The sequence below is a fragment of the Allopusillimonas ginsengisoli genome, from assembly GCF_004153455.1.
Lineage (GTDB): Bacteria > Pseudomonadota > Gammaproteobacteria > Burkholderiales > Burkholderiaceae_B > Allopusillimonas > Allopusillimonas ginsengisoli.
The window spans coordinates 446,334-469,336 of sequence record NZ_SDQE01000001.1; the positions used below are offsets into that span (position 1 = coordinate 446,334).

Genomic DNA, 23,003 nt, shown 5'->3' on the forward strand with positions numbered 1-23,003 from the left:
TTTGCAATGCTTATCACAACCTACGCGCGCCACTTGCGCATTTCTTTACAATACGTAGCGTCCTTTTTTAAAGCCAGTGTTACAGTTTCTTCTCACTGTCGTCAACCACACAAACTTCATGCATTGCTCTCTCTTGTCGGCCAGACTGACGCTCGGCGTTGCACTTGCTGTCGGCTCGCTCCTGGCCTGTGACCCCACCTATGCGGGTATCAGCTACAAGCTTTCTCAGACCCAGGCCGCGCCGGGTGACATCATCAAAATTACCGCAGTGCTCTTCAATGACACAGATACCGCCATGGACTGGACTGCGCCCAAGACCCTTGTCGTCCAATGGCGCGGGCCAAACGGCCAGGCCACGCGCAGCATGGCCTATCTTGCCGAAGGGCAGGGTCCCTTCACCGTGCCCGTCAACAATTTTGTGCAGATCAGCTGGCGCGCCACTGTACCGAGCGAAGTGCAAGGCCTGCAGGCCGTCAATGTCGAGGGAGACTCGACACTGCTGGCGCTGGATGCCAGCCAGCCGGGCCAGGGACAGGTGGCGGCGGCGCCGGCAATAGGCCCGGTCGTAGACGCGGGCAAGGCTGGCGATACCGGCGCACCCGATCCGGCGCTGCCCAGCGGCGACGTCATTGCCGCCGGTGCGCCACTGCACGCAGGCCCAGCGCCTGCCTCCACACCCGCGCCAGTCAATACAGCATCATCCGGCTTCGAGAATTTTCGCAACTCGCTTCAGCCCTACGAACCCGTTTATTTTGCGGTGGGCAATCATGACGGACGCTTTGCCCGCTATCAGATCAGCCTGAAGTACCGCCTGTTCCGCCCTCAAGATCCCTCCAGGCCCGACTTTATCGACAACTTCTACCTGGGCTATACCCAAACCGCGTTGTGGGACTTGTCCTCCGACTCCTCCCCGTTCGTCGATACATCCTTCAAGCCCAGCGTGTTCTGGCGCAAGGATGCCTTGTGGCAATCCCAAGACAAACAATGGTTTGCCGGCCTGCAGACGGGTATCGAGCATGAATCCAACGGCAAGGCCAAAGACGACTCTCGTTCGCTCAATTTCTTTTATGTGCAGCCAGAGTTCAACTACCGCTTGAGCGGCGGCAGCACACTGACGTTTTCGCCAAGAGTCAAAACCTACTTCGGCGTTGCCGACAATCCCGATTACGCGGACTACTATGGCCATGTCGATTGGAAACTGCGCTGGGCCCAGGACAACGGCCTGGTGCTGACCGGGCTGTATCGCGATGGCGACGGCAGCCGCTACGCGACACAAGTGGAGGCCGCCTGGCCGCTGCGCCGCACCTTCATCAACATGAATGGCTATCTTTACGCGCAATACACCAAGGGCTACGGCGATACGCTGCTCAACTATAACCACAAGACGGGATCGCAGTTCCGTATTGGCCTGGCCTTGATTCCTTGACCGCAGCCGCGCGAGGGTGCGCGCCATGTGTCCGCTGCCCGGCCACGCCCTCGCCTGCTAGGCGCCGGATGTCGCGGCGCCTTCTCCCCAGCCTTCGCAGGCTTGCACCAGGAATTGCCTGAACGCGTCCGGCAAGCCGGTGGGCTCGCGCCGCGCAGGCCACAATAGCCCGACATCCATGGGAGCGACCGCATCCGATATTGGGATACCCACAATTTTCTTGCCTTCCAGCGACCAGGGCCGGTAGACGAGATCAGAAAGAATGGACACGCCAAAACCATACGCCACCAGACCGCGCAGCGCCTCAAGCGAGCTGGTGCGCATTGCGACCTTCAGATCAACCTTTCGGCCCGCCCAGTGCCGCAGCGCGGCGGCATCGGCGTCGTCTACAGTCAGCAGAATATAGGGATGCCGGGCGATTTCATCGAGGCTGACAATAGGCTGGCTGGCCAGTGGATGATCCGCCCCCGCCCACAACCGTCGCCGTGAACGCACCAGCAGATGCTGACCATGGCGACGGCCGGGCGCTATATTGGATAGCAAGCCTATGCCCAGGTCGATAGTGCCCTGTTCAAGTGACACCTCAAGCTCACAGCGATCCATATCGACAAGGTCAATTTCCACCTGCGGATAGCTGCGCTTGAAGCGGCTAAGGAGATCCGGCAGAAAGTAGCCCAGAACAGTATAGGTGGCGGCAATACGTATGGTGCCCTGCGCCGTCTGCGGTACCAGGCTGGCGTGGCGCATCGCATCGTTGACTGAATCCATGACATGGCGTGCATGGTGAAAAAAAACCTGCCCTTCCGGCGTCAGTGCCACGCCGTGTGGCAAGCGATCAAACAGGCGCACCTTGAGCTTGCCTTCCAGCGCCTGCACCGCGCTGGTTACCGCCGACTGCGATACATGCTCCTGCACGGCTGCGGAGGAAAACCGCCCTGTTGTCGCAGCCGCAATGAAATAGCGGAACTGCCGCAGTGTGACTTCGCTTTTCATGGATATCCTCTGGAAAACCCGTTCCGTCCGAAAGAGAAGCAGCCAACGGTTTTTTTTATACCTGATAGCTGAAAATTTGATTTTACGATATCAAAGACAACACCTACACTATTCCAACGGGATTCAAACGACGAACGAATGGAGACAACCCGCCATGAACGCCCCACTCGATCCGGCGATGCTGTCAGCACTTGCCCAGGTCAGCCTCGACGACAAATACACCCTGGAAAAAGGCCGCGCATACATGAGCGGCACACAGGCGCTGGTGCGGCTGCCCATGCTGCAAAAAGCGCGCGACCAGGCAGCCGGCCTGAACACCGCGGGGTTTATCTCCGGCTACCGGGGTTCTCCACTGGGCGCGCTCGACCTGGCGCTGTGGAAAGCCAAGCAGCACCTGAGCGACAACGACATCGTGTTCCAGCCTGGCCTGAACGAAGATTTGGCCGCAACATCGATATGGGGCACGCAGCAGGTATCGCTGACGCCGCACGCGACGCGCGATGGCGTGTTTGCCATGTGGTACGGCAAGGGCCCGGGAGTGGACCGCTCCATGGATGTCCTCAAGCATGCCAACGCGGCCGGCAGTTCCCTGCACGGCGGCGTGCTGGTGCTGGCCGGCGACGATCACGGCGCCAAGTCTTCGACGGTTGCGCACCAGTCCGAACATGACTTTGTCTCGGCGGGGATACCGGTGCTTTATCCGTCCAACGTACAGGAATACCTGGATTATGGCCTGCACGGCTGGGCCATGAGCCGATATTCGGGGCTGTGGGTGTCCATGAAATGCGTCACCGAGGTCGTCGAGTCGACGGCTTCGGTAGATATCGATCCCGACCGCGCTCGCATCGTGATTCCCGAAGATTTCGCTTTGCCGCCTGGCGGGCTGAGCATTCGCTGGCCTGATCCGCCCCTGGATCAGGAGGCCCGCCTGATCGACTACAAATGGTATGCAGCCTTGGCGTATACGCGGGCCAATAGGCTGAATCGCATTGTGATCGACTCGCCCAGGCCTCGTCTGGGCATCATGACAGCCGGCAAGGCCTATCTGGACACGCGGCAGGCGTTGATCGAGCTGGGACTGGACGAAGCCGCCTGTGCGCAGTTGGGTATACGGTTGATGAAAATCGGCTGCGTCTGGCCGCTCAATGCCCAGGATGCGCGCGAGTTTGCAACAGGGCTGGACGAAATTCTGGTGGTGGAAGAAAAACGCCAGATTCTCGAATATGCGCTCAAGGAAGAACTCTATAACTGGCGTGACGACGTACGCCCCCACGTCTACGGCAAGTTCGACGAAAAAGACAATGCCGGCGGTGAATGGTCAGTTCCTCGCGGCCAATGGTTACTGCCTGCGCGCGGAGAGCTCTCACCCGCCATCATTGCCCGGGCCATCGCGCGGCGCCTTGAAAGGGTAGCCATGCCGGACGAACTGCGTGCGCGCATTGCCACGCGCATCGCCATCATCGACGCCAAGGAACGCGAAGCGACCAACCATACGGCTGCGCCCGATCGCAAGCCATGGTTCTGTTCGGGCTGCCCGCACAACACGTCTACCCGTGTCCCCGAGGGCTCGCGGGCCCTGGCAGGCATAGGCTGCCACTATATGGCAATCTGGATGGATCGCGACACGGCAACATTCAGCCACATGGGCGGCGAAGGTGTAGCATGGATAGGCCAGCGCCACTTCACGGACGAGAACCACATCTTCGCCAATCTGGGAGATGGCACTTACTTTCATTCCGGCATACTCGCCGTGCGCGCATCGATCGCCGCCAACTCCAATATTACCTACAAGATCCTGTACAACGACGCCGTCGCCATGACTGGCGGGCAGCCGGTGGACGGCATCCTGAAAGTAACCGATGTCATTGCCCAGGTACATGCCGAGGGCGCGCGCAAAGTCGTTGTCGTGACGGATGAGCCCGAAAAATACAAGGGCGTTGCATTGGCTGGCAATGCGCCGGTCTACCATCGCGACGAACTTGACCGCGTACAGCGTGAACTGCGTGATATCGAAGGCACCACCGTACTGGTGTATGACCAAACATGTGCCACGGAGAAGCGCCGCCGACGCAAGCGCGGCGCCTATCCAGACCCTGCCCGCCGCGTATTCATCAACGATGCCGTGTGTGAAGGCTGCGGCGACTGTTCGGTGAAATCCAACTGCCTGTCGGTGGAACCGCTGGATACGCCGCTGGGCACCAAACGGCGCATCAACCAGTCGTCGTGCAACAAGGATTATTCCTGTGTCAACGGTTTTTGCCCAAGCTTTGTCACAGCCGAAGGTGCGCAGGTCAAAAAGCCTGTGGGCGCCGACGCCGCCGCGAACGACACGACGGTCCAGGCGAATTCCTCCGCGCCCAAGGCCCTCAATACCGACCTGCCCTTGCCGCATATACCGAATCTGGACAGCACCTATGGCATTCTGGTTACCGGTATAGGCGGCACCGGCGTTGTCACCATAGGCGGTCTGCTGGGCATGGCCGCCCATCTGGAAAACCGTGGAGTCACCGTGCTGGACATGGCAGGGCTGGCGCAAAAAGGCGGCGCAGTGCTCAGCCATGTGCAGTTGGCGCCCCACCCCTCTGATCTTCACGCCACACGCATTGCCACAGGCGAAGCCAAACTCATCATTGGCTGCGACGCCATCGTGACCTCTGCCGCCGATGTGCTGGGCAAAGTGCTCAAAGGGCGTACCCAGGCAGCGATCAACAGTGCGGCCATCCCGACAGCCGACCTCATCCACAACCCCAAGTGGCGCTTTCCGCAAGAGGCAGCCAGTCAACGCCTGACCGATGCGATGGGCGAAGGCTGCGCCTTTCTGGATGCCAACGCCCTCGCTGTACACCTGCTGGGCGATGCCATCTACGCCAACCCCTTGCTGCTGGGCTATGCCTGGCAAAAAGGCTGGGTGCCGCTTTCGCAGGAAAGCCTGCTGCGTGCCATTGAACTGAATGGCGTCATGGTCGACAAGAACCTGGCCGCTTTCGAGTGGGGCCGCGCCGTCGCGCACCTGGGCGCGGACGCGGTCGCGCCGGAGCTGCCCGCTTCCGCCAGCATTCAAGCGCAGGAAGCGAGCCGCGGCGATACCCATCGCCGTATCATCGCGATGCCCGAGGCACTGGATACCCTGATTGATCGCCAGGCCCAGCGCCTGGCCGACTATCAGAACAAGGCGTATGCGCGCCAATACCGGAATGCCATCCAACGCATACGCGAGAAGGAATCCAGCCTGACGTCTGGCCAGGCGGGACGACTCACCCGCGCAGTCGCCAACAATCTGGCCAAACTCATGGCCTATAAAGATGAGTATGAAGTAGCCCGTCTGTATACCGATCCGGAGTTCACTCGCAAGCTGCGCGAGCAGTTCGAGGGTGAGCCGGGCAAGGACTACACATTGCGCTTTCATCTGGCTCCGCCCCTGCTCGCACGCAAGAATGAGAAAGGGGAACTGGTCAAGCGCAGTTACGGGCCCTGGATGATGCGTGCCTTTGGCATGCTGGCGCGCCTGAAGGCCCTGCGCGGCACGCCGCTGGACGTATTCGGCAGGACGGCGGAGCGGCGCATGGAACGGCAGTTGATGCAGGAGTACTTCGCCCTGGTCGACGAGTTCTGTCGCAGTCTGTCAGAGCGGAATCTGGCCATTGCGCTGGAGTTGGCCTCGCTGCCGGATGATATCCGGGGCTTCGGTCATGTGAAGGACAAGAATGTGCTGGCCGCGCAGGCCCGGCGCTCGGAACTACTGCAGCAATATCGCCACGGCAAGGCGCTGGAGGGCGAGGCCGCCTAGCATCGCGGCAGGCGCGGGTTAGAGCTCCAGGTAGGCACGGCGCACGGTTTCATCGTCCGCCAGTGCCCGCATGCTGCCCTGATAGCGGATCTCACCCTTTTCCAGCACATAGGCGCGATCGGCCACCAACTGGGCAAAGTGTAAATTCTGCTCGGAAAGCAGCACACTGACACCTCGTTGCTTGAGAGCCAGGATCATCTCCGCCATTTGTTCAACCACAACCGGCGCCACGCCCTCTGACGGTTCATCCAGCAGCAACAAAAAGGGGTTGCCCATCAGCGTGCGCGCCACAGCCAGCATCTGTTGCTCACCGCCACTCATCGCGCCGGCTGGCCGATTGCGCAAGCTGGCCAGGTGTGGGAACACATCGAAAATCTGCGACAGCGACCAACCCAGCGTCTCGCCACCCACCTCGCGCCCCGCGTCCGGCACCGCGCTCTGAGGCCATGTTCGTACAGCCTGCCGGCCCGCCATCAGATTTTCGGTGACTGTAAGATCCGTAAAAATGCGACGATCTTCCGGCACATAGCCCAGCCCCAACCGCGCAATCTCGAAAGGCTGCCGATGCGCCAGCGCATGGCCCATGAAATCCAATGCGGCCGCACGGCGCTCGGCCAGCCCCATGATGGCCTTGAAGGTAGTGGATTTTCCTGCGCCATTACGCCCCAGAAGCGCCACCACTTCACCGCGGCGCGCTTGCAGCGAGACATCGCGCAGAATATGCGCGGCGCCATACCAGGCGTTCAGCGCCTGCACGGTCAGGAGCACGGGCCGCTCTGGCTCTGCGCTCACGTCCGTATCATCCTCGTGCTGCCGCGCTCCGCTGGCCGCTTTCAGGCCAAACGTTTTGCCGCTGCCAAAATAGACTTTGCGCACCTCGGGATGTTCGCGTATCTCGTCCGCATTCCCTTCTGCAATCAGTTGCCCACGCGCGAGCACCAGAATACGGTCAGCATAGCCGAACACGACATCCATGCTGTGTTCGGTAAACAGTACGGCCATATTGCGCTCTGCGACCAAACGCTTGATCAGGACCATCAAGGCATTGCGCTCCGTCGCGCCCATGCCCGCCGTCGGTTCGTCCATCAGCAACACGCGCGGATCGCCTGCCAGGCTAATGGCCAGCTCTACCCGCTTGACGTCGCCATAGGCCAGCTCGCTGCAGGGGGCCGCGGCCTGATCGCGCATGCCGACCTGCTCCAGCAAATCCATTGCCTCGTCCTGATACGCCCGGCGAGCCGTGCGCCAGAAAGACCAAGCCTTGCGACGGCTGGCGAGCAGCGCCATTTGAACGTTTTCCATCACGGTCAGCGAGGCAAATGTGGCAGCAATCTGAAAGCTGCGCCCCACGCCCAGGCGTGCGATGCTGTGCGACGCCAGGCCCAGCAATGGCTGCCCATCCAGGGTCACCGAACCGGATGTCGCCCCCAACTGCCCGCCCAGCATATTGAACACCGTTGACTTGCCCGCGCCATTGGGCCCGATGAGCGCCAGCAGTTCGCCCGGCGCAAGGTCGAAGCTGACACCGTCAACCGCGCGGTTTCCGCCAAAATCGCGCACCAAGTGCCTGGCCTGCAATAGACTCATGCGCGCCTCCGCCGCTGCCAGACGCCTGCGTAGCCAGCGATGCCCCGCGGAAAGACCAGCACTATCAGCAGAATCACGACGCCGAACAGCGCCCGCCAGTATTCGGTGATTCCCACGAACAGATCCTGCAGCACCGTAAAGCCGACAGCGCCGACCACCGGACCTGCCAGCGCCTGGATGCCGCCAAGCAACACCATGACCAATGCATCCACCGATTTGCCGACCGTCATGACCTCCGGCGATGTACCTCCCTTGGCAAAGGCGTACAGCGCTCCCGCCAGGCCCGCAAGCAGCCCGGCAACAATGAAAGCCATCCACTGTATATGCCGCACGTTCAGCCCAATGGCGTCCGCCCGCAGGGCCGAGTCGCGTGTGGCGCGCAAAGCCATGCCAAAAGGCGAGAACGCAAGGCGCCGCACCCCCAGCACGACCACGATGGCAATGACCAGCGTGAAGTAATAGAACGCATTGCCTGAAAGCCAGTCGTCCGGCCAGACACCGAAAATCCCATTGGAACCGCCCGTGACGTCATCCCACTGAAACACAATAGACCAGATGATCTGGGCAAAGGCCAGCGTCAGCATGGCCAGATAAACACCGGTCAGGCGCGCGCCCAACCAGCCAAACATCATGGCCGCCGCACCTGCCACCAGTGGCCCGGCCACGATGGCGCCCAGCATGCCAATGCCACTCATGGTGAACAGCATGGCGGCCGCGTAGGCCCCCAACCCAAAATACGCCGCGTGGCCGAACGAAGGCATGCCGCCCAACCCCATCATGACATGCAGACTTACGGCAAACACGACGGCTACCAGAACATCCTGGGCCAGCACAGCGGCATAGGGAAGATAATCGACCAGCATCGGCAAAGCGGCCACGGCAAGCGCCGCGAGCGCCGCCAGGACTCCCGCCCGCATCCCGGCGGGTCGCAGCGGCTGATCGGGTGCGCCCATATGCCGAGAGAGGGACAAAGGCTTGCCGCATAGCCCCCAGGGCCTGAACACCAGCACCAGCGCCATGAAGATAAACTCCACCGCCAGGGTCAGCCGGGGAAAGGCAACGGTCAAGCCGCCGATTTCCACGACCCCTAATGCGATACACAATGCCTTCAGTTCGGCAATGATGAGCGCGGCAAGATACGCGCCGGGAATGGAGCCCATGCCGCCCACTACGACCACCACAAACGCATCGCCGATGATGCTCAAATCCAGCCCCAGGCTTGCCGGCTGCCGTGGAATCTGCAAGGCGCCGCCCAGCCCGGCCAAGAACGCCCCAAAGGCGAACACTGCGGTAAACAGCCAGGCCTGGTTCACCCCCAGCGCCCCCAGCATTTGTCGATCCTGCGTGGCCGCACGCACCAGCATGCCCAAACGAGAGCGGGTCAGCAGCAGCCAAAGCACCAGCAATATGAGCGGCCCCAGGCCGATCAACAACAGGTCGTACACAGGCAGGTAGCGATCAAACACCTGCACCGCGCCGTCCAGGCCGGGCGCCAAGGGACCAAGCAGGTCGTCCGGCCCCCACAACCAGAGCGCCATATCATTGAAGACCAGTACCAAGGCAAAGGTCGCCAGCAACTGGAACATCTCGGGCGCACTGTAGATACGCCGCAGAAGCAGGATCTCGACGACAGCCCCGAGCACAGCCACGGCAAGTGCGGCGCACAGCAAGGCAGCCCAGAATCCCATGGCCCCTTGCCCCCACTGCTGCACCAGGGAGTAGGCCACATACAGCCCCAGCATATAGAGCGAGCCATGCGCAAAGTTGACGATACGGCTGACACCGAAAATCAGCGACAACCCCGCCGCCACAAGAAACAACGACGACGCTTCGGCCAGCCCGTTCAGGAACTGGACAATAAAGCCGGTGATCTGCATGCCGCCGGCCTACCCGCGCACCCGAAGCGGCAGGCGACTCAACGCCACCTTGAGCATGCCCGCAGCCCGCTTGCCGAGGGCGCCCAGCCTAGCCATCAGTCGGCCACGGCCGGCCGCCACTGCCGAACCTGCTCGTCTGTGGGTTGCACAGTGGCGCCGTCGACATACTCGAAGTCAGTCATGATGCCCTTGCCATCCTTGACAGCCAGCTTGCCGACATAGGCGCCCATGGTCGATTGGTGATCGATGCCGCGATAGGTGATGCGGCCGAAAGGCGTATCCACTTCCAGACCCTTGAAGGCCTGCACCAGCGCATCCGTATCCGTGGAGCCCGCCTTTTCAATACCTGCGGCCAGCGAGCGTATCGTGTTGTAGCCGACAACGGTACCGAGGCGGGGATAGTCGTTGAAGCGTGCCTGATAGGCCTCCAGGAACGCCTTGTGCTCGGGCGTGTCGATGGCGTACCAGGGATAGCCGGTGACGATCCAGCCTTCAGGAGTTTCGGCGCCCAACGGATCGAGGTACTCGGGTTCGCCCGTGAGCATGCTGACGACAGAGAGGTTCTTGAAGAAATTGCGCTGTGTGCCTGCGCGCACAAACTTGGACAGATCGGTTGCAAACAGAACGTTGAACATGGCTTCGGGCCTGGCGTCGGCCAATGCCTGCACGACACTGCCCGCGTCGATCTTGCCCAGCGGCGCGGCCTGCTCCGCCACGAACTCGACATCGGGCTGAGCCTGCTTGAGCAGGGTCTTGAACGTTGCCACGGCCGACTGCCCGTACTCATAATTGGGATACACCAGCGCCCACCGCTTCTTGTTCATTTTGACGGCCGCGGGGATCAGCATGGCCACTTGCATATACGTGGAATTGCGCAAGCGGAAAGTGTATGGATTGCCATCGGCCCAGACGATTTTGTCGGTCAGCGGCTCGCTGGCCAGGAAGAATTGTTTTTTGTGGCCGGCGAAGTCGGACACGGCCAGGCCAATATGCGAAAGAAAAGTCCCGGCCAGCACATCGACTTTCTCACGTGCAAGCAATTCCTGCGCGGCGCGGACCGCATCGCCGGGGTTGGAGTTGTCGTCGCGGGTGACCAGCTGGAGTTGCTTGCCATTTACGCCGCCCTCCGCGTTGATCTGCTCCAGCGCCAGCTCCATGCCTTTTTTATAGGGCCCCAGAAAAGCAGGCTGCGTCTTGTAGCTGTTGAGCTCGCCGATGCGGATGACATCCTGCGCGCTGGCGGCAAAACCGACAGCCGACAGAAGCAGTGCGGCAAGCAGCCTGATATTAAACCTGTGTGAATACATGGGAAATAATCCTGTGCGGGAGCGGAAGGCCGATATATGATCCCCTATTATCGCAGCTTCTTTTCGCTGCCGCCCGGTGCTGCCCCTTGGCCCGGTTCGAGTATTTCCTTACACAAAGAATCGCCAAACCCTTTACACTTAGCGCTCCAGAATATCTGCCAGCCGCCTATGCGCGACCTTACCTTTGTTTTTATAGTTTCCAGCTTTTTGTTGCTGACAGTCAGCCGTTGCCTGCTCGCAGCCTGGCAATGGGGGCGTGTCAAACAGGCCGGCGGACTCTGGCCTATCCTGCGCGGAGGGTTGCGCATTGATGCCAACATCATCGCAACACTGGCTGGAATACCCTTGGTGCTGTCCCCCTGGCTGGGAAGCGACCACTTCGCCATTGAAACCACCGAGGCCTGGTTTCTGCTGGCCTGGGTGCTGCTCGTGCTGATGGAAGTCTCCACCCCCCAGTTCATCGACGAATACGACACCCGGCCCAACCGGCTGTATGTCGAATACCTGAAGCACCCGCGCGAAGTCTTTGGCATGCTCTGGAAGGGCTACAAGCACGTGCTGGTGTTTGGCGTACTCGTGATTGTCGGCCTTACCTGGCTGGCGGACCATCTGTTCGAGCCCAGCCTGCCGGACGGCCCCATGGCCTGGTGGCAGCGCCCGCTATTTGCGTTGGCAGCGGCCATCGTCGTCTTTCTGGCCATCCGGGGTACGCTCAAGCATCGCCCCATCAACCCTTCCACAGTCGCCTATTGCAGCGACAGCATGCTCAATACCCTGCCGCTGAACTCGCTCTACAGCCTCGCGTATGCCATCTACAGCATGAAGAACGAACGCTCGGCCACGCGTGTCTATGGCAGCCTCAGTCCAGAAGAAACCAATTCCATCGTACAGCGCTGCGCCGGCATCGAACCCGGTACCGATACCATCCCGACGCTTCATGTACAAACCCCCTCGGCCTCGCGTACGCGTCCGCTCAATCTGGTCATGATTGTCGAAGAAAGCCTGGGCGCCCAGTATGTCGGCAATCTTGGCGGGGCAGGCTATACCCCTTGCCTGGACGAGCTCGCCAGAACCGGCTGGAACTTCACCCGGGCCTACGCAACCGGCACGCGCTCCGTGCGTGGGCTCGAAGCCGTCTCCGCCGGGTTCCCGCCAACGATTTCCGATGCGGCGCTGCGGCTGTCGGGCGCGCAAAGCAATTTTTTCACGCTGGCCCAACTGCTCAAACTGCAAGGTTTTCGGTCGCGCTTCATCTACGGGGGTGAGGCGCATTTCGACAACATGAAGAATTTCTTCCTGGGCAATGGCTTTGATCAGGTGTTCGACCTGCCCACCTTCAAGAACCCCGCTTTTGTCGGCACCTGGGGCGCCAGCGACGAAGACATGTTCAACCAGCTGCACGATTTGATGCAGCAAGATCCCGATCAAGCGACCTTCACCCTGGCGTTTTCGGTCAGCAACCACTCGCCCTGGGAATACCCCGAGGGCCGCATCACGCCCGAAGGCGATCCTCGCACGGTGCAGAACACAGTGCGCTATGCGGACTGGGCGATCGGCCAGTATTTCGAGAAGGCGCGCCAATCCAGTTATTGGGACAACACCGTATTTCTGATCGTGGCCGACCACGACTCGCGGGTGTCCGGCGCCACGCTCGTCCCCATGCGTCACTTCCACATTCCCGCACTTATTCTTGGCGCCGATATACAGCCGCGCAGCGACGACCGTCTGGTCAGCCAGATCGATCTGCCCACCACGCTGCTTTCCCTCATGGGCGTCCAGGCTGAGCATCCCATGATTGGTCACGACATGACACAAGAAGGCGGCGACCGGGTCATGATGCAATACAAGGACAATTACGGCTATATGAAGGGCGATCAGCTGGTGGTGCTTGAACCGCACCGGGGCGCCAGCCAGTTTCGCTATGCTGCGCCTGAATCCTATGAGCCGCAGCCGCTGGATGCGGACTTGGCGCGCGAAGCGCTTGCGCATGTCCTCTGGCCCAACTGGGTGTACAACCAGCGCGCCTATACCCTGCCTCATCTGCGCGCATGAGCGACGACCCTGACCCGGGCAAACCTGTCCCTGCCAACCCGCGGCGTATCGCCACCGCCACGCACTCTGTTCTGCATGCCTGCCCCGCAAGACCGCCGGGCAGGCAATTTTGCGTGCTGGCCCGCTCGCCTCGGCTATTATTTTCTTTTCCCCATGTAAGGAGACCGGCCTGATGGAAGGCCTGTTACATTTATTGCTGGATCCCTCTGTCTGGGTCGGCCTTCTCACCCTTGTCATCCTGGAAATCGTCCTCGGGATCGATAACCTGATTTTCATTGCCATCCTGGCGGACAAACTGCCTCCGGCGCAGCGCGACCGCGCGCGCATCATCGGCTTGAGCCTGGCCCTGATCATGCGGCTTGGCCTGCTTTCCGCCATCTCCTGGGTATTCCAGCTGACAACGCCCATCCTGAACATCGGCTCGGCCTCGTTCTCCGGACGTGACCTCATCCTGATTATCGGCGGCTTTTTTCTGGTGTTCAAAGGCACCATGGAAATGCATGAGCGTGTCGAAGGCAAAGCTCACGCCAGCACGTCCTCGCCTGTCTACGCCAGCTTCGGGATTGTGGTTACCCAAATTGTCGTGCTGGACGCCGTCTTCTCCCTGGACGCCGTCATCACAGCGGTCGGCATGGTCGAACATCTCGAAGTCATGATGGCCGCCGTCATCATCGCCATCGGTGTCATGCTGGTTGCCTCCAAGCCGCTGACGCGATTTGTCAATGCCTACCCCACGGTAGTGATCCTGTGCCTGGGTTTTTTGCTGATGATAGGTTTCGCGCTCGTCGCCGAGGGCTTCGGCTACAAGGTGCCAAAAGGCTATCTCTATGCCGCCATCGGCTTTGCGGTGATCATCGAATCACTGAACCAGATAGCCCGGCGCAACCTGCTGAATCTTGAAACCATGCGACCGATGCGCGAACGCACGGCGGAGGGCATCTTGCGCATGCTGGGCAAACGAAGCGTTGCTCTTGAAGAGACCGCCACGGTGACAACAGCGCCAGCGCCCTCGGAAGCCCCGTTTGGCGAGGAAGAACGCAACATGGTCAGCGGCGTATTGCGCCTGGCCGAACGCAACATCCACTCCATCATGACGCCGCGCACGGACATCACCTGGATAGACCTGGACGACGACCCCGGCGAGATCCGCAAGGAGATCAGCCATTCCCCACACGGGTTCTTCCCCGTGTGCCGCGGATCACTTGATGATATTGTGGGGATCGGCCGCGCCAAAGACCTGATCGCCGACCTGCTCATGGAAGGCCGGCTTGACGAAGGTAAATTGCGCCCGCCCATCATCGTCCATGAGACCGTGCGTATTCTGGACCTCATGGAAACCCTGAAGGCGGCGCGCGGACAATTGGTCGTCGTCATCAACGAGTTCGGCGCGGTCGAGGGCCTGGTTACACCTATCGACGTATTCGAGGCCATCGCCGGCGACTTCCCCGACGAAGATGAAACGCCGGACATCATCGTTGATCGCGAAAACCGCTGGATCGTCGATGGCGCCGCAGACATGCACCAGTTCGAGCAAGCCATTCAGGCAGAAGGGCTGATGGATGACTCGGATGAATATAGTACAGTGGCAGGCTACCTGTTGAGCCAGTTCGGACGCCTGCCCGAAACCGGCGACAAGATCGCCGTCCCCAGCCTGCGCGGCGACTTGCACTTCGAAATCCTGGAGCGCGAAGGCCGCCGGATCGCCAAAATCCTGGTCGAGGCCAGAACTACCGGAGATATCTGATGAAACGCGCACCTTCCTCTTTTCGCCTTCAACGCATGTTGCCCGCGATGGCCATCAGCCTGTGCCTGGCGGCGCCTGTCGCCGTAACGTCCGCCAATGCGCAAGCCGCTCCGCCCGCCCAGCAGAACACCCAGGTGCCGGGCTATCACCGGATGATGCTGGGCCAATTCGAGATCACCGCGCTGTATGACGGCTTTGTCGGGCTCGACCAAGCCATTCTTCACGGCGCGCCTGACGATGAGATTGGCAAGCTGATTGCGGCAATGTTTGTTCCCACCACGCCGCAAGGCGCACAGACGGCGGTCAATGCTTTTCTTGTCAATACTGGCAAGCAGCTCATTCTGGTCGATTCGGGCGCGGCAGCGTGCTTTGGTCCGACGATGGGCTCGATTGTCGGCAACATGCAGGCGGCCGGCTACCAGCCGGCACAGGTCGATACAGTTCTGCTCACCCACCTGCACGGCGACCATGTCTGCGGCATCACGCACGACGGCGCGCCGGTTTTCCCCAATGCCACCGTTTATGTGGACAGCGACGAAGCGGCCTATTGGCTGGACAAGGAAACAGCTGCCCAGGCGCCCGACGCCGCTCAGCCTTTCTTCACCATGGCACAGCAATCCATCGCACCTTACGTCGCAAAGAACCAGGTCAAGCAGTTCAAATCCGGCGATACGCTCATGGAAGGCGTCAAGTCGTGGCCTTTGCCTGGCCACACGCCTGGCCACGGCGGCTATCAGTTCTCGTCCGACGGACAGGACTTGCTGTTCTGGGGCGACATCGTACACAGCCACGCCGTGCAGTTCTCCAAACCAGAAGTCTCGATCGAGTTCGACACCGATCCCGAAAAAGCCGTAGCGACCCGAAAAGAAGTATTTGAGCAGGCTGCAAGCCAGAAGTTGTGGATCGCGGGTGCCCACCTGCCCTTCCCCGGCATAGGCCATGTCGCAAGTACCCAGGATGGCGCCTATGACTGGGTGCCCCTCGAATATACGCCCCTACCGCGTTAGCCTGCGACGAGCGAGGTCGTTGCAGCGGCCGGTCCGCGACAAGCTTAAGGTTCGCCATCGGGTAGATTTATATGTTATATTGCTTGGCTGCAACGAAGTCGGGGCGTAGCGCAGCCTGGTAGCGCATCTGGTTTGGGACCAGAGGGTCGAAGGTTCGAATCCTTTCGCCCCGACCATAGTTTCAGTAGGAAGATCAAGGGTTTACGTAAATCATGCGTAAGCCCTTTTTTCTTTGCGCGGTAAAATTTCGGTAAAACGCTGCATTTGCGTCTGGCGAATCAGCGCATGCAGGTCCATCGTTTCGAAATCCTCCTGCGGCTTGGTGATGAGTTCCAGGGCGTCGTAGACTTCTCGCAGCTGGGCGATGGCGTAATGGTCCGTCATCTCGCCGGATTCATGCCACAGAATGGCATCCTGGGTCCGCTTGGACACCCCAGCCGCGCGCAACCTCATGCCAACGGTGTGCCGCAAGTCGTGAACCCGTAAATCCGCTAGGCCCACCCGGCCCCTCGCTTTTTGCCAGCCATTGTTGTTGATGTGTTGAACAGCCAGATATTCAACCTCTTTCTTTCCTATCGGCTTTGGCCAGCAAAAGACAAATTCCGGGTTCAAACCCCTTTGCTGGTCCACGATCCGTTGGGCCACCGAATTGCAGATGATGATCCGCTCGCGCCGTCGGCCCTTCACGTGGGTGCGGGGCACCACGAATACGGTCACAGTCACATCCGCCCTGATCTTGACCCGGACTTCCCAGGCCCACCGCAGACTACACACCACATCTTCCCGCACGCCGGTGTTCAGGTCGAAGAGCACCATTTGTCGCAGATGTTGCGGCAGTGAGGGTAGCAGCCGTTCCTGCTCACCCCATGCCAGTGGACGTGGCGGACGCTTGTCGCTGTCATCAAGTAGCGTAATCTCGGGGGCGCGATCGAGCCAGGTGAGACCGTTCTCGAACTTCCACGCTGTGGCGGCGCGATTGCAGATGGAACGCACGGCGCCCAGGGTAATGTTGATCGTTTTGGCCTTTCGCCCAGCCGCCTTGCGCGCGGCGACGAAATCCGCCAAAGAATCATTATCGATCTGATCGATTGTCAAAGAGCTATGTGTTGCCATCAGGGGCTTGAGCATCGATGCCTCATTTGCCCATGACACTTTACCGTTCGCCGCCTGTTCGCTGATGTACTTGGCTGCCGCCTCGTCCAACGTGACCGGCCTGCGTTGGCCAACGGTGGTTTCCGCCTTGATCAGTTGTTTTTGACTGACAAGGAAGTCTTCCGCTTCTCTGTAAGACTCGAAACCACAGCGGCGAATGCGTTGCCTTCTGTAAGTGGTGTCGACATCGTACGTCCCGACTTTCGACGGGTAGATACTGTTTTTCTTTGAACGTCCCATTTTTCTGTTCCTTGAATGGCACGCTCACTACCGGCCACCAGTTTATAACGATCCCACGCTTCGTCCAGATCTACCCGCTCGTACACCACTGAGGTGCCGGCGCGCACCGCCTTGCCCTCCAGCGTGGGGGCGATGTGCGCATCAAAGAAGCGACGGCGCACCCCCAGGTACTCCATTGCCTCCTGGGTATTGAAACAACGCTTATTCATTTTTGTTCTCCAGTTTCCAATCTCTAGCCGTGACGGCCAACACTTCGTTGATTCGGTCGGTCAATCCTTCCCCCACACAACATAGGTCCATAGATACGCCAGACTCATGGCGTCAAAAGCGATCATCCAGTCAGGGCCGAGGTTCATGACTCCACCTTCAGCGTCAATGATTCAGAGTGGTGGCGCTGGGCCAGGATGCGGATGTGGCCCCAATCAACTGGATTCCCATTGCTTTGATTGAGTTGCCCGGTGATGGTGGATAAGCCCAAATGACCTAACAGGCTCACCAGATCAGCGGCTGTACTCAATGTGAGGTGGTCGTGATTGATCTCGATGATCGTTCTGGTGCTCATGACTCTCCTTCCTGCTGGGCACGGGCAGCATCAAGTCCGGCATCCAACTCTTCAGGAGTGTTCGCGCTGCCGGGCACAAACTGGGGGCGAAACGCATCATTGAAATAATATTCACGCCACCAGCGATATCGCTCAGCATCCACCTTATCGTTTCGCTCCTGCTGCGCCTGCCCGGTTGCCGGTGGGGTGGGGGTGGCTTCGAGCATGGCGGCACGACAATCGTTCCACCCGGCGATGTAAATACCGCGAGCAAAGTGATCTGTGCTGCCAAGGGGGTGAAGATTAGTTTTCTTATCCGGCACGCTCTGCTGTGCGGCAACGGGGGCGGCGTTCAGGGCGGCGGCGATGCGCTCAGCAATGTTCCGGTCAAAAACGTAAGCCAAGGGCTCGCAGTTCGGCCATGGCTCACCCTTTACGATGCTGTACTGACACTCAATCCCGTCAAGATAGGTAGGCTCGCCGTTATCGTGGACCCGCACCTCTCCGGATGGCTCCGCGCTCGCGGCAGGCTGTGCATAAGTCACCAGTGGGTCTCCCATCCCAGCGGCGTAGGCATCACGGGCACGCTGTTTGTCGCCATTACCTGCGGGGTTGTAGCCAGAAAACCAAGCCTCGAACGACGAATCCCCGACGCGCAAGCCCGGAGTGCTGTCCTTATAGGCGGCTAGCTGTGTGGCACTGCCGTAGCGGGAAAGGAGGTCGCGGGCGAAGCGCAGATAGTTTTCATGCCCCGCGAACATCACTGGGAAATACTCGTCGTGGATGGCGAACAGGTCATCATCACTCGGCACCTTCACCGGCTCGGCGGGTTGTGGGGCAGCGGGCCAAGACAACATAGTCTCCAGGTCTTTTAGGTCCAGCGAGCCGATGAAAGTATTCAGCAATATATCCCCATCACGGCGACCTACTGCGGCGTAACGTTGCTCGTCTCTGGGCCCTGCATCATCTTCAGTAGCATGCGGGTATAACCAATTGCTGCGGCTCGCGATTATGCTATCGCCACTAACCCGAAGCCACGCCGCCACCGGCTCACCCCGCCCTTTGCGGTCATGCTCGATGGCGGCGCGGGCATAATCTTGCAATAGGTCATTCACCCAGTCGGGATAAGGGCAGTCCGGTTCGTAGCCCGTTGTCAGGGGTAGTGGCGGCAGTTCTATTTGCGTCTCAAGCGCGGCGCGCTGGGTGTCTTGTGTCATGTCGATTCCTTTTTTCGACGTGCTCCGGGATAATCCGGGCACGGCTTATATCTGGTTGGGGTGATCACGTTCGCCAGAAGCTTTTCCCAGACCCCCTTATTGTTTGGCACTGCCAGTAGATCTGACACCGGCATATCCAGCGTCACCCCGTCAAAATCATGCGGATCACCTGGGCGGGCCAGTGGCTCGACGACCTCGGCGGGCACAGCAATGTTGCTGCCAGAGTTGTAGTAGTCCAGCATCGACATGACGTGGTCGTGCGGGTATCGACCAGCGCCTGATAGCCTCCAGCGATAGCCGCAATCGTTTGGTGCCCAAAGGGTGATGTATCGATGAGAGCGCAGAGTGTGATGCACGCTGATGACGATGTAGTCAGCCATCACTCCCTCCCTGTTCCTGTGCGTAATCAAGACCCCGCTGGTTTTCGTACTGTTTGTACAGCCGGTCAACTCGGTCCTGACGCTGGTCCAGCTTTTTGCATCGGGCTAAGTGCTGTTGGAGTGCTGTGTCATACGGCCGTAGTTTTTCCAGAATCCGCAGCCTCTCCTGCGGATCTTTGCATTCATTATGCTGTCGCGCCAGATTGTCCCGCTGGACGAAGTCTGGCTTGCTTGCCTCCCACCGATCCAGCTCTTGCTGATAATCTTGATTTATGAGTTTGGATGCCTTTTGCCAGCGGATGAACAGAAGATCACTTTTCCGGACTCGTGCAAATGCCTTCTCGCGGACCCACTGAATGATTTCCGGCTTTGTGAAGCCATGGAGAATATCTAAGCTCATGGTTGCTCCTGTACGATCAGAATTGATAGCGCCGCCTGCCGCTTGTTTTTCTTATTCATAAGAACCTCCTCCATGTACAGCGCGATACCAACGCTTGGACCAGAGATTGCCGGATCCATCATCAGCCGGTACCCGCTCTTCTTTAAACTCGATCCATCCTGAATCCGCCGCTGCGGTACATGCCGCTGCAGGCTGTGCGCCAGTATCAATGCCGCGGCGTTTGATCTCCTGCAACAGATCGCCCCACTCCATCCAACCATCACCGGGGGCGCGCAGCAGAATATTGCGGATCTGTTGCCAGACGGTAGGGTTAAGTGCTCGTTGTGTCATTTGCTATCTCACTTCGATCAGGGCTTAGCCGCGGATACCAAAAATGCCTTCAAGTATTCGTGCGATCATTTCGCCTATATCAGCCCACATGACCCGGCTCTTTTGCGGTAGTGGGCGGAACTGCCCAGGTAGGGACAGTGACTTCATTGGGGGCACTATCATCACGTATCGGCATAACAGCACCTAGGAACTCGTAATCCATAAGTTGTGGGCAAGTCACAAGGCCCGCCGCATGCTCCCCGTTGGGTGTAAGCCTCGCTGTTTGGAAGAACACTGCGCCTAGATCTTTGGCCGCCAACGTCATATCAAGCAGATATTTCGGGTTGAACTGAGCGGGCACCCCAGTGCACTCGGTGGGAATGACCCTGCGCCAAGCCGGGAACCTATGCGCTCCATCCTGCTCAATTGGCTCAAAGATGACGCGCCCGCCCTGCGGTAAAGGCGCACTCCACCGGCCTTCCTCCTGACGTAGATCCAATACATGGACGTATTTGTTCGGACGACCCGCTGTCAACAGCTTCGCGACCCAATGGGGCATAAGGAGGCTCACTGGCTCTTGCACTTCGTTCTGGGCCTCTTGCCGCACGGCCAGTAAACGATGCCCGTCAGTAGTCACTGCAATCGTTTCGGTGGCAGTCGCTTCTATAAGCACACCGTTCAGGTAATACCGGATGTCCGCTTTCGGACAAATACGTAACGCTGCTTTGAGCATGCGGGCCGCAACAAGTACTGTTGCCATGTCTATCACTCCCCTACCCTGTTTAAGACTCGTATATTTCCCAGGCACGCTCGCCTGCCTTGCGATCTCCGCGCCGTGCTACAACCAAAAACTGGTAACCATGCTTGGCGGCAAGGTTGATATAGTCGTGGCAGAACTGAGGTGCATCGAACTCGCCAGAAATGACCTCGCGCGGCGGTTTCGCATGCAACATGAGCAACACCTTGCGTCGACGCGCTTCGGTAGAGCCGGGACGGGGGGGGGCGCTTCAGGCGGCGTTCTAAAGCAGCGACACGCCGGTCGGCCATTTCATCAAGCTTTTGCTGGGGTACGCCCAGTACGCAGAAACCAGCCATATTTATTTCTCCCCACCAAAGGAATCCACCAGATCGTCGATAAGCCGGGACAGCTCGCCAGTCATAAGCACGAAGTCCGAGGCAAACCGCTCCGCTTCGGTGTCATCAGCGCCCTGTCCTTCCTTCAGCACGTCCAGCGCTGTCACACGCCGAAGATCCAATCCTTCAGTCAGGACAAACGACACGCGATCTGCCCACGTCATCGCCAACCGCGTACATTGCTTGCCGGACTGGATATGTCGGCATGCATCTTCGGGGGCGATGGTCTGGCGGCTGTAGCGCACTTTGGAGCCACTATTGCCGGTGGATGACAGCTCGGTATCCTGATCGATTGAAAACACTTCGGGCGCTTCGTCATCAGCCAGCCAACCGGTCATGGCTGCAGCTGGAGATCTCTCTACATGCAGGGGGCGCACGGGAAACGGATCGATGGCCTTGGCCAACATACCCAACACCTCATCCGCACGCGCACCTGAGGATGTATCGATCACAAACCAATGGTTGCGCGTATCGATCCACACCGAAATGTCTCGCTCGGTGTGAAAGGCCTGGGGCAGCAACTCATCAATGATGAATTCCTTGATTTCCCGCATCTGCTTGCGCCCAGGCTTAAAGCCCTGTTGTTCTTCAATTTCGCCCGCCCGGTCCCGGGCTGCGCGGTTGATGACCGACGCGGGCAAGAGTTTTTTTGCCTGGCGCAGGCACAGCAGATACTGGCCACCCTGTAAATACACCAGGCCCATGCCGGCGCGCGGCTCCACCCAACCAAGCGATTGCATGTCGCGACTGCCAATAGCCTGATAGCCTTGTTTGGCCAACTGCTGCTCGAGTTCCTGTGCGTCTGCCTTGAACTCAGGCGCCAGACGGTAGATTTTCAGATTCTTGAACCACATGATTGCCCTGCTCCTTGATGGCTTGACTACGCCTTACGGTTGGATCCGTCTCCCGGTGGGAGTCTCTTTGGTCAGACACACTGCGTTTAAGTACTACTCAGGTTGATTAGGAGTTGCGCAGATCGCGCCACAGTGTGTCTGCCAAAGCGCCCTCGTTCGAAGGCGTTCTCTCGGTTATCCCCAGATCCAAGTAGCAACGCGCACAGTGGCCCATACGATGGCGGCGGTACCGACAACGAAAAGCGTTGCATCAACAAGGGGTATTTTTGCGCTGTCTTTGGCCCAACCGCCCTGCCCGTCATAGCGGCTGGTGCGTGGGAACTTGAGCGTGTAATTTGAGTGGCTGCGGTCTATACCGCCTGGCCAGTTGGATGATTGCATTGCGCTCTCCTTATTAAGCGAATTGCTTAATAAGAATGTTAAGCGCAATGCTTTACTTAAGTCAAGCGAATTGCTTATGTTTACACAGAGGTTTGCTCGATATCAGCAATTAACACAAGCGAATACCATAATTCGAGAAGGTACTTTTGGTCTTGATCACTCAATCGGCTGAACCCTGATTGCGATGGGCCAGTCGCCCAAAGCAATTGGGCACGCAGTGTTTTTAGCGCGACTTTGGACTCATATCCGAGACCGTCAAGTTTTGGAGCTAAACAACTTCCTTTGTTCTGCATTTCCGGTTCTTGTTCATTTATTGACATGGCCTAACTTCCTATAGGTACGGCCGCCCTCGCGGTCGACACTGACGAGCGTCTGCGAGAGGGGCCTATAAACCAATATACGGATCAGCCTATTGCGAAATCAAATATAAAGATCAGGCTTGCCAACTCTCAGTCCAAGGGCTAAATAATACTGTATATAACAACAGTATCAAAGAGATTCAGCACAGGGTAACTCCTAAACTTTCACTCGTTGTTCAGCTACGCTCAAATTGACGTTTCGTTGCAGAGATTAGCGGTTGCCATGGTTGCTAGTCAAGCAATGAATTTTACAAAA

20 protein-coding genes, 1 tRNA gene and 1 pseudogene are annotated in these 23,003 nt (G+C 59.1%); 6 read left to right on the forward strand and 16 right to left on the reverse strand.

Annotated elements, in window-relative coordinates; all coding sequences use genetic code 11:
- Positions 1 to 118 precede the first annotated feature (118 nt).
- Positions 119 to 1,426: a phospholipase A gene (locus ERE07_RS02280; protein ID WP_130007183.1), complete on the forward strand. Its 1,308-nt coding sequence runs from the start codon at positions 119 to 121 to the stop codon at positions 1,424 to 1,426.
- Positions 1,427 to 1,483: 57 nt separating this feature from the next.
- Here ERE07_RS02280 and ERE07_RS02285 read toward each other — a convergent pair whose 3' ends face one another.
- Positions 1,484 to 2,419: a LysR family transcriptional regulator gene (locus ERE07_RS02285; protein WP_130007184.1), complete on the reverse strand. Its 936-nt coding sequence runs from the start codon at positions 2,417 to 2,419 to the stop codon at positions 1,484 to 1,486.
- Between the two features lie 154 nt (positions 2,420 to 2,573).
- Between ERE07_RS02285 and ERE07_RS02290 the strand changes: the two genes are divergently transcribed.
- Entirely contained in the window at positions 2,574 to 6,206 is a 3,633-nt protein-coding gene (locus ERE07_RS02290) for an indolepyruvate ferredoxin oxidoreductase family protein (protein ID WP_130007185.1), read from the forward strand.
- A gap of 18 nt (positions 6,207 to 6,224) precedes the next feature.
- Here ERE07_RS02290 and ERE07_RS22220 read toward each other — a convergent pair whose 3' ends face one another.
- The 4 genes and pseudogenes from ERE07_RS22220 to ERE07_RS02305 form a co-directional block, all read right to left on the reverse strand.
- Positions 6,225 to 6,998: an ABC transporter ATP-binding protein gene (locus tag ERE07_RS22220; protein ID WP_342366235.1), complete on the reverse strand. Its 774-nt coding sequence runs from the start codon at positions 6,996 to 6,998 to the stop codon at positions 6,225 to 6,227.
- Between the two features lie 24 nt (positions 6,999 to 7,022).
- Positions 7,023 to 7,793: pseudogene (locus ERE07_RS22225) on the reverse strand (ABC transporter ATP-binding protein); the annotation flags it as partial.
- Positions 7,790 to 9,670 carry an ABC transporter permease gene (locus tag ERE07_RS02300; protein ID WP_130007187.1) on the reverse strand — a complete coding sequence of 627 codons (1,881 nt, stop codon included), beginning with the start codon at positions 9,668 to 9,670 and terminating at the stop codon, positions 7,790 to 7,792. The pseudogene ERE07_RS22225 and the gene ERE07_RS02300, both read right to left, overlap by 4 nt.
- A 95-nt stretch (positions 9,671 to 9,765) precedes the next feature.
- Positions 9,766 to 10,977, reverse strand: coding sequence for an ABC transporter substrate-binding protein (locus ERE07_RS02305; protein ID WP_130007188.1), 1,212 nt, complete (start codon positions 10,975 to 10,977; stop codon positions 9,766 to 9,768).
- Between the two features lie 168 nt (positions 10,978 to 11,145).
- Between ERE07_RS02305 and ERE07_RS02310 the strand changes: the two genes are divergently transcribed.
- From ERE07_RS02310 to ERE07_RS02325, 4 genes are all read left to right on the forward strand, one after another.
- A complete protein-coding gene (locus ERE07_RS02310; protein ID WP_130007189.1) occupies positions 11,146 to 13,029 on the forward strand; it encodes an LTA synthase family protein in 1,884 nt (627 codons plus the stop codon).
- 172 nt (positions 13,030 to 13,201) lie between these two features.
- Positions 13,202 to 14,773, forward strand: a complete 1,572-nt coding sequence (locus ERE07_RS02315) for a TerC family protein (RefSeq protein ID WP_130007190.1) — start codon at positions 13,202 to 13,204, stop codon at positions 14,771 to 14,773.
- The gene (locus ERE07_RS02320; RefSeq protein WP_130007191.1) at positions 14,773 to 15,780 is read left to right on the forward strand and encodes an MBL fold metallo-hydrolase; all 1,008 of its coding nucleotides are present in this window, start codon (positions 14,773 to 14,775) and stop codon (positions 15,778 to 15,780) included. The genes ERE07_RS02315 and ERE07_RS02320 overlap by 1 nt, the downstream gene beginning before the upstream one ends.
- Positions 15,781 to 15,879: 99 nt before the next feature.
- Positions 15,880 to 15,956: transfer RNA gene (locus ERE07_RS02325), tRNA-Pro, on the forward strand.
- 34 nt (positions 15,957 to 15,990) lie between these two features.
- Here ERE07_RS02325 and ERE07_RS02330 read toward each other — a convergent pair.
- The 11 genes from ERE07_RS02330 to ERE07_RS02375 form a co-directional block, all read right to left on the reverse strand.
- Complete coding sequence (locus ERE07_RS02330) at positions 15,991 to 17,172, reverse strand: tyrosine-type recombinase/integrase (RefSeq protein WP_130007192.1); 1,182 nt, start codon at positions 17,170 to 17,172, stop codon at positions 15,991 to 15,993.
- Positions 17,173 to 17,524: 352 nt separating this feature from the next.
- Positions 17,525 to 17,734, reverse strand: a complete 210-nt coding sequence (locus tag ERE07_RS02335) for a hypothetical protein (protein ID WP_130007193.1) — start codon at positions 17,732 to 17,734, stop codon at positions 17,525 to 17,527.
- Complete coding sequence (locus tag ERE07_RS02340) at positions 17,731 to 18,930, reverse strand: hypothetical protein (RefSeq protein ID WP_130007194.1); 1,200 nt, start codon at positions 18,928 to 18,930, stop codon at positions 17,731 to 17,733. Before ERE07_RS02340 ends, ERE07_RS02335 begins: the two co-directional genes overlap by 4 nt.
- Complete coding sequence (locus ERE07_RS02345) at positions 18,927 to 19,310, reverse strand: hypothetical protein (protein WP_130007195.1); 384 nt, start codon at positions 19,308 to 19,310, stop codon at positions 18,927 to 18,929. The genes ERE07_RS02340 and ERE07_RS02345 overlap by 4 nt, the downstream gene beginning before the upstream one ends.
- On the reverse strand, positions 19,303 to 19,710 hold the full coding sequence (locus ERE07_RS02350) for a hypothetical protein (RefSeq protein ID WP_130007196.1): 408 nt from the start codon (positions 19,708 to 19,710) through the stop codon (positions 19,303 to 19,305). The genes ERE07_RS02345 and ERE07_RS02350 overlap by 8 nt, the downstream gene beginning before the upstream one ends.
- Before the next feature lie 51 nt (positions 19,711 to 19,761).
- Positions 19,762 to 20,040 carry a hypothetical protein gene (locus ERE07_RS02355; protein WP_130007197.1) on the reverse strand — a complete coding sequence of 93 codons (279 nt, stop codon included), beginning with the start codon at positions 20,038 to 20,040 and terminating at the stop codon, positions 19,762 to 19,764.
- 79 nt (positions 20,041 to 20,119) lie between these two features.
- Positions 20,120 to 20,779, reverse strand: a complete 660-nt coding sequence (locus ERE07_RS02360; protein ID WP_130007198.1) for a DNA polymerase III subunit beta family protein — start codon at positions 20,777 to 20,779, stop codon at positions 20,120 to 20,122.
- Positions 20,780 to 20,801: 22 nt separating this feature from the next.
- Entirely contained in the window at positions 20,802 to 20,972 is a 171-nt protein-coding gene (locus ERE07_RS21595; RefSeq protein WP_167670704.1) for a hypothetical protein, read from the reverse strand.
- Between the two features lie 144 nt (positions 20,973 to 21,116).
- On the reverse strand, positions 21,117 to 22,007 hold the full coding sequence (locus tag ERE07_RS02365; protein ID WP_130007199.1) for a recombination-associated protein RdgC: 891 nt from the start codon (positions 22,005 to 22,007) through the stop codon (positions 21,117 to 21,119).
- Positions 22,008 to 22,181: 174 nt separating this feature from the next.
- Complete coding sequence (locus ERE07_RS02370; protein WP_130007200.1) at positions 22,182 to 22,388, reverse strand: hypothetical protein; 207 nt, start codon at positions 22,386 to 22,388, stop codon at positions 22,182 to 22,184.
- A gap of 80 nt (positions 22,389 to 22,468) precedes the next feature.
- Positions 22,469 to 22,708, reverse strand: a complete 240-nt coding sequence (locus tag ERE07_RS02375) for a hypothetical protein (protein ID WP_130007201.1) — start codon at positions 22,706 to 22,708, stop codon at positions 22,469 to 22,471.
- Between the last annotated feature and the right edge of the window lie 295 nt (positions 22,709 to 23,003).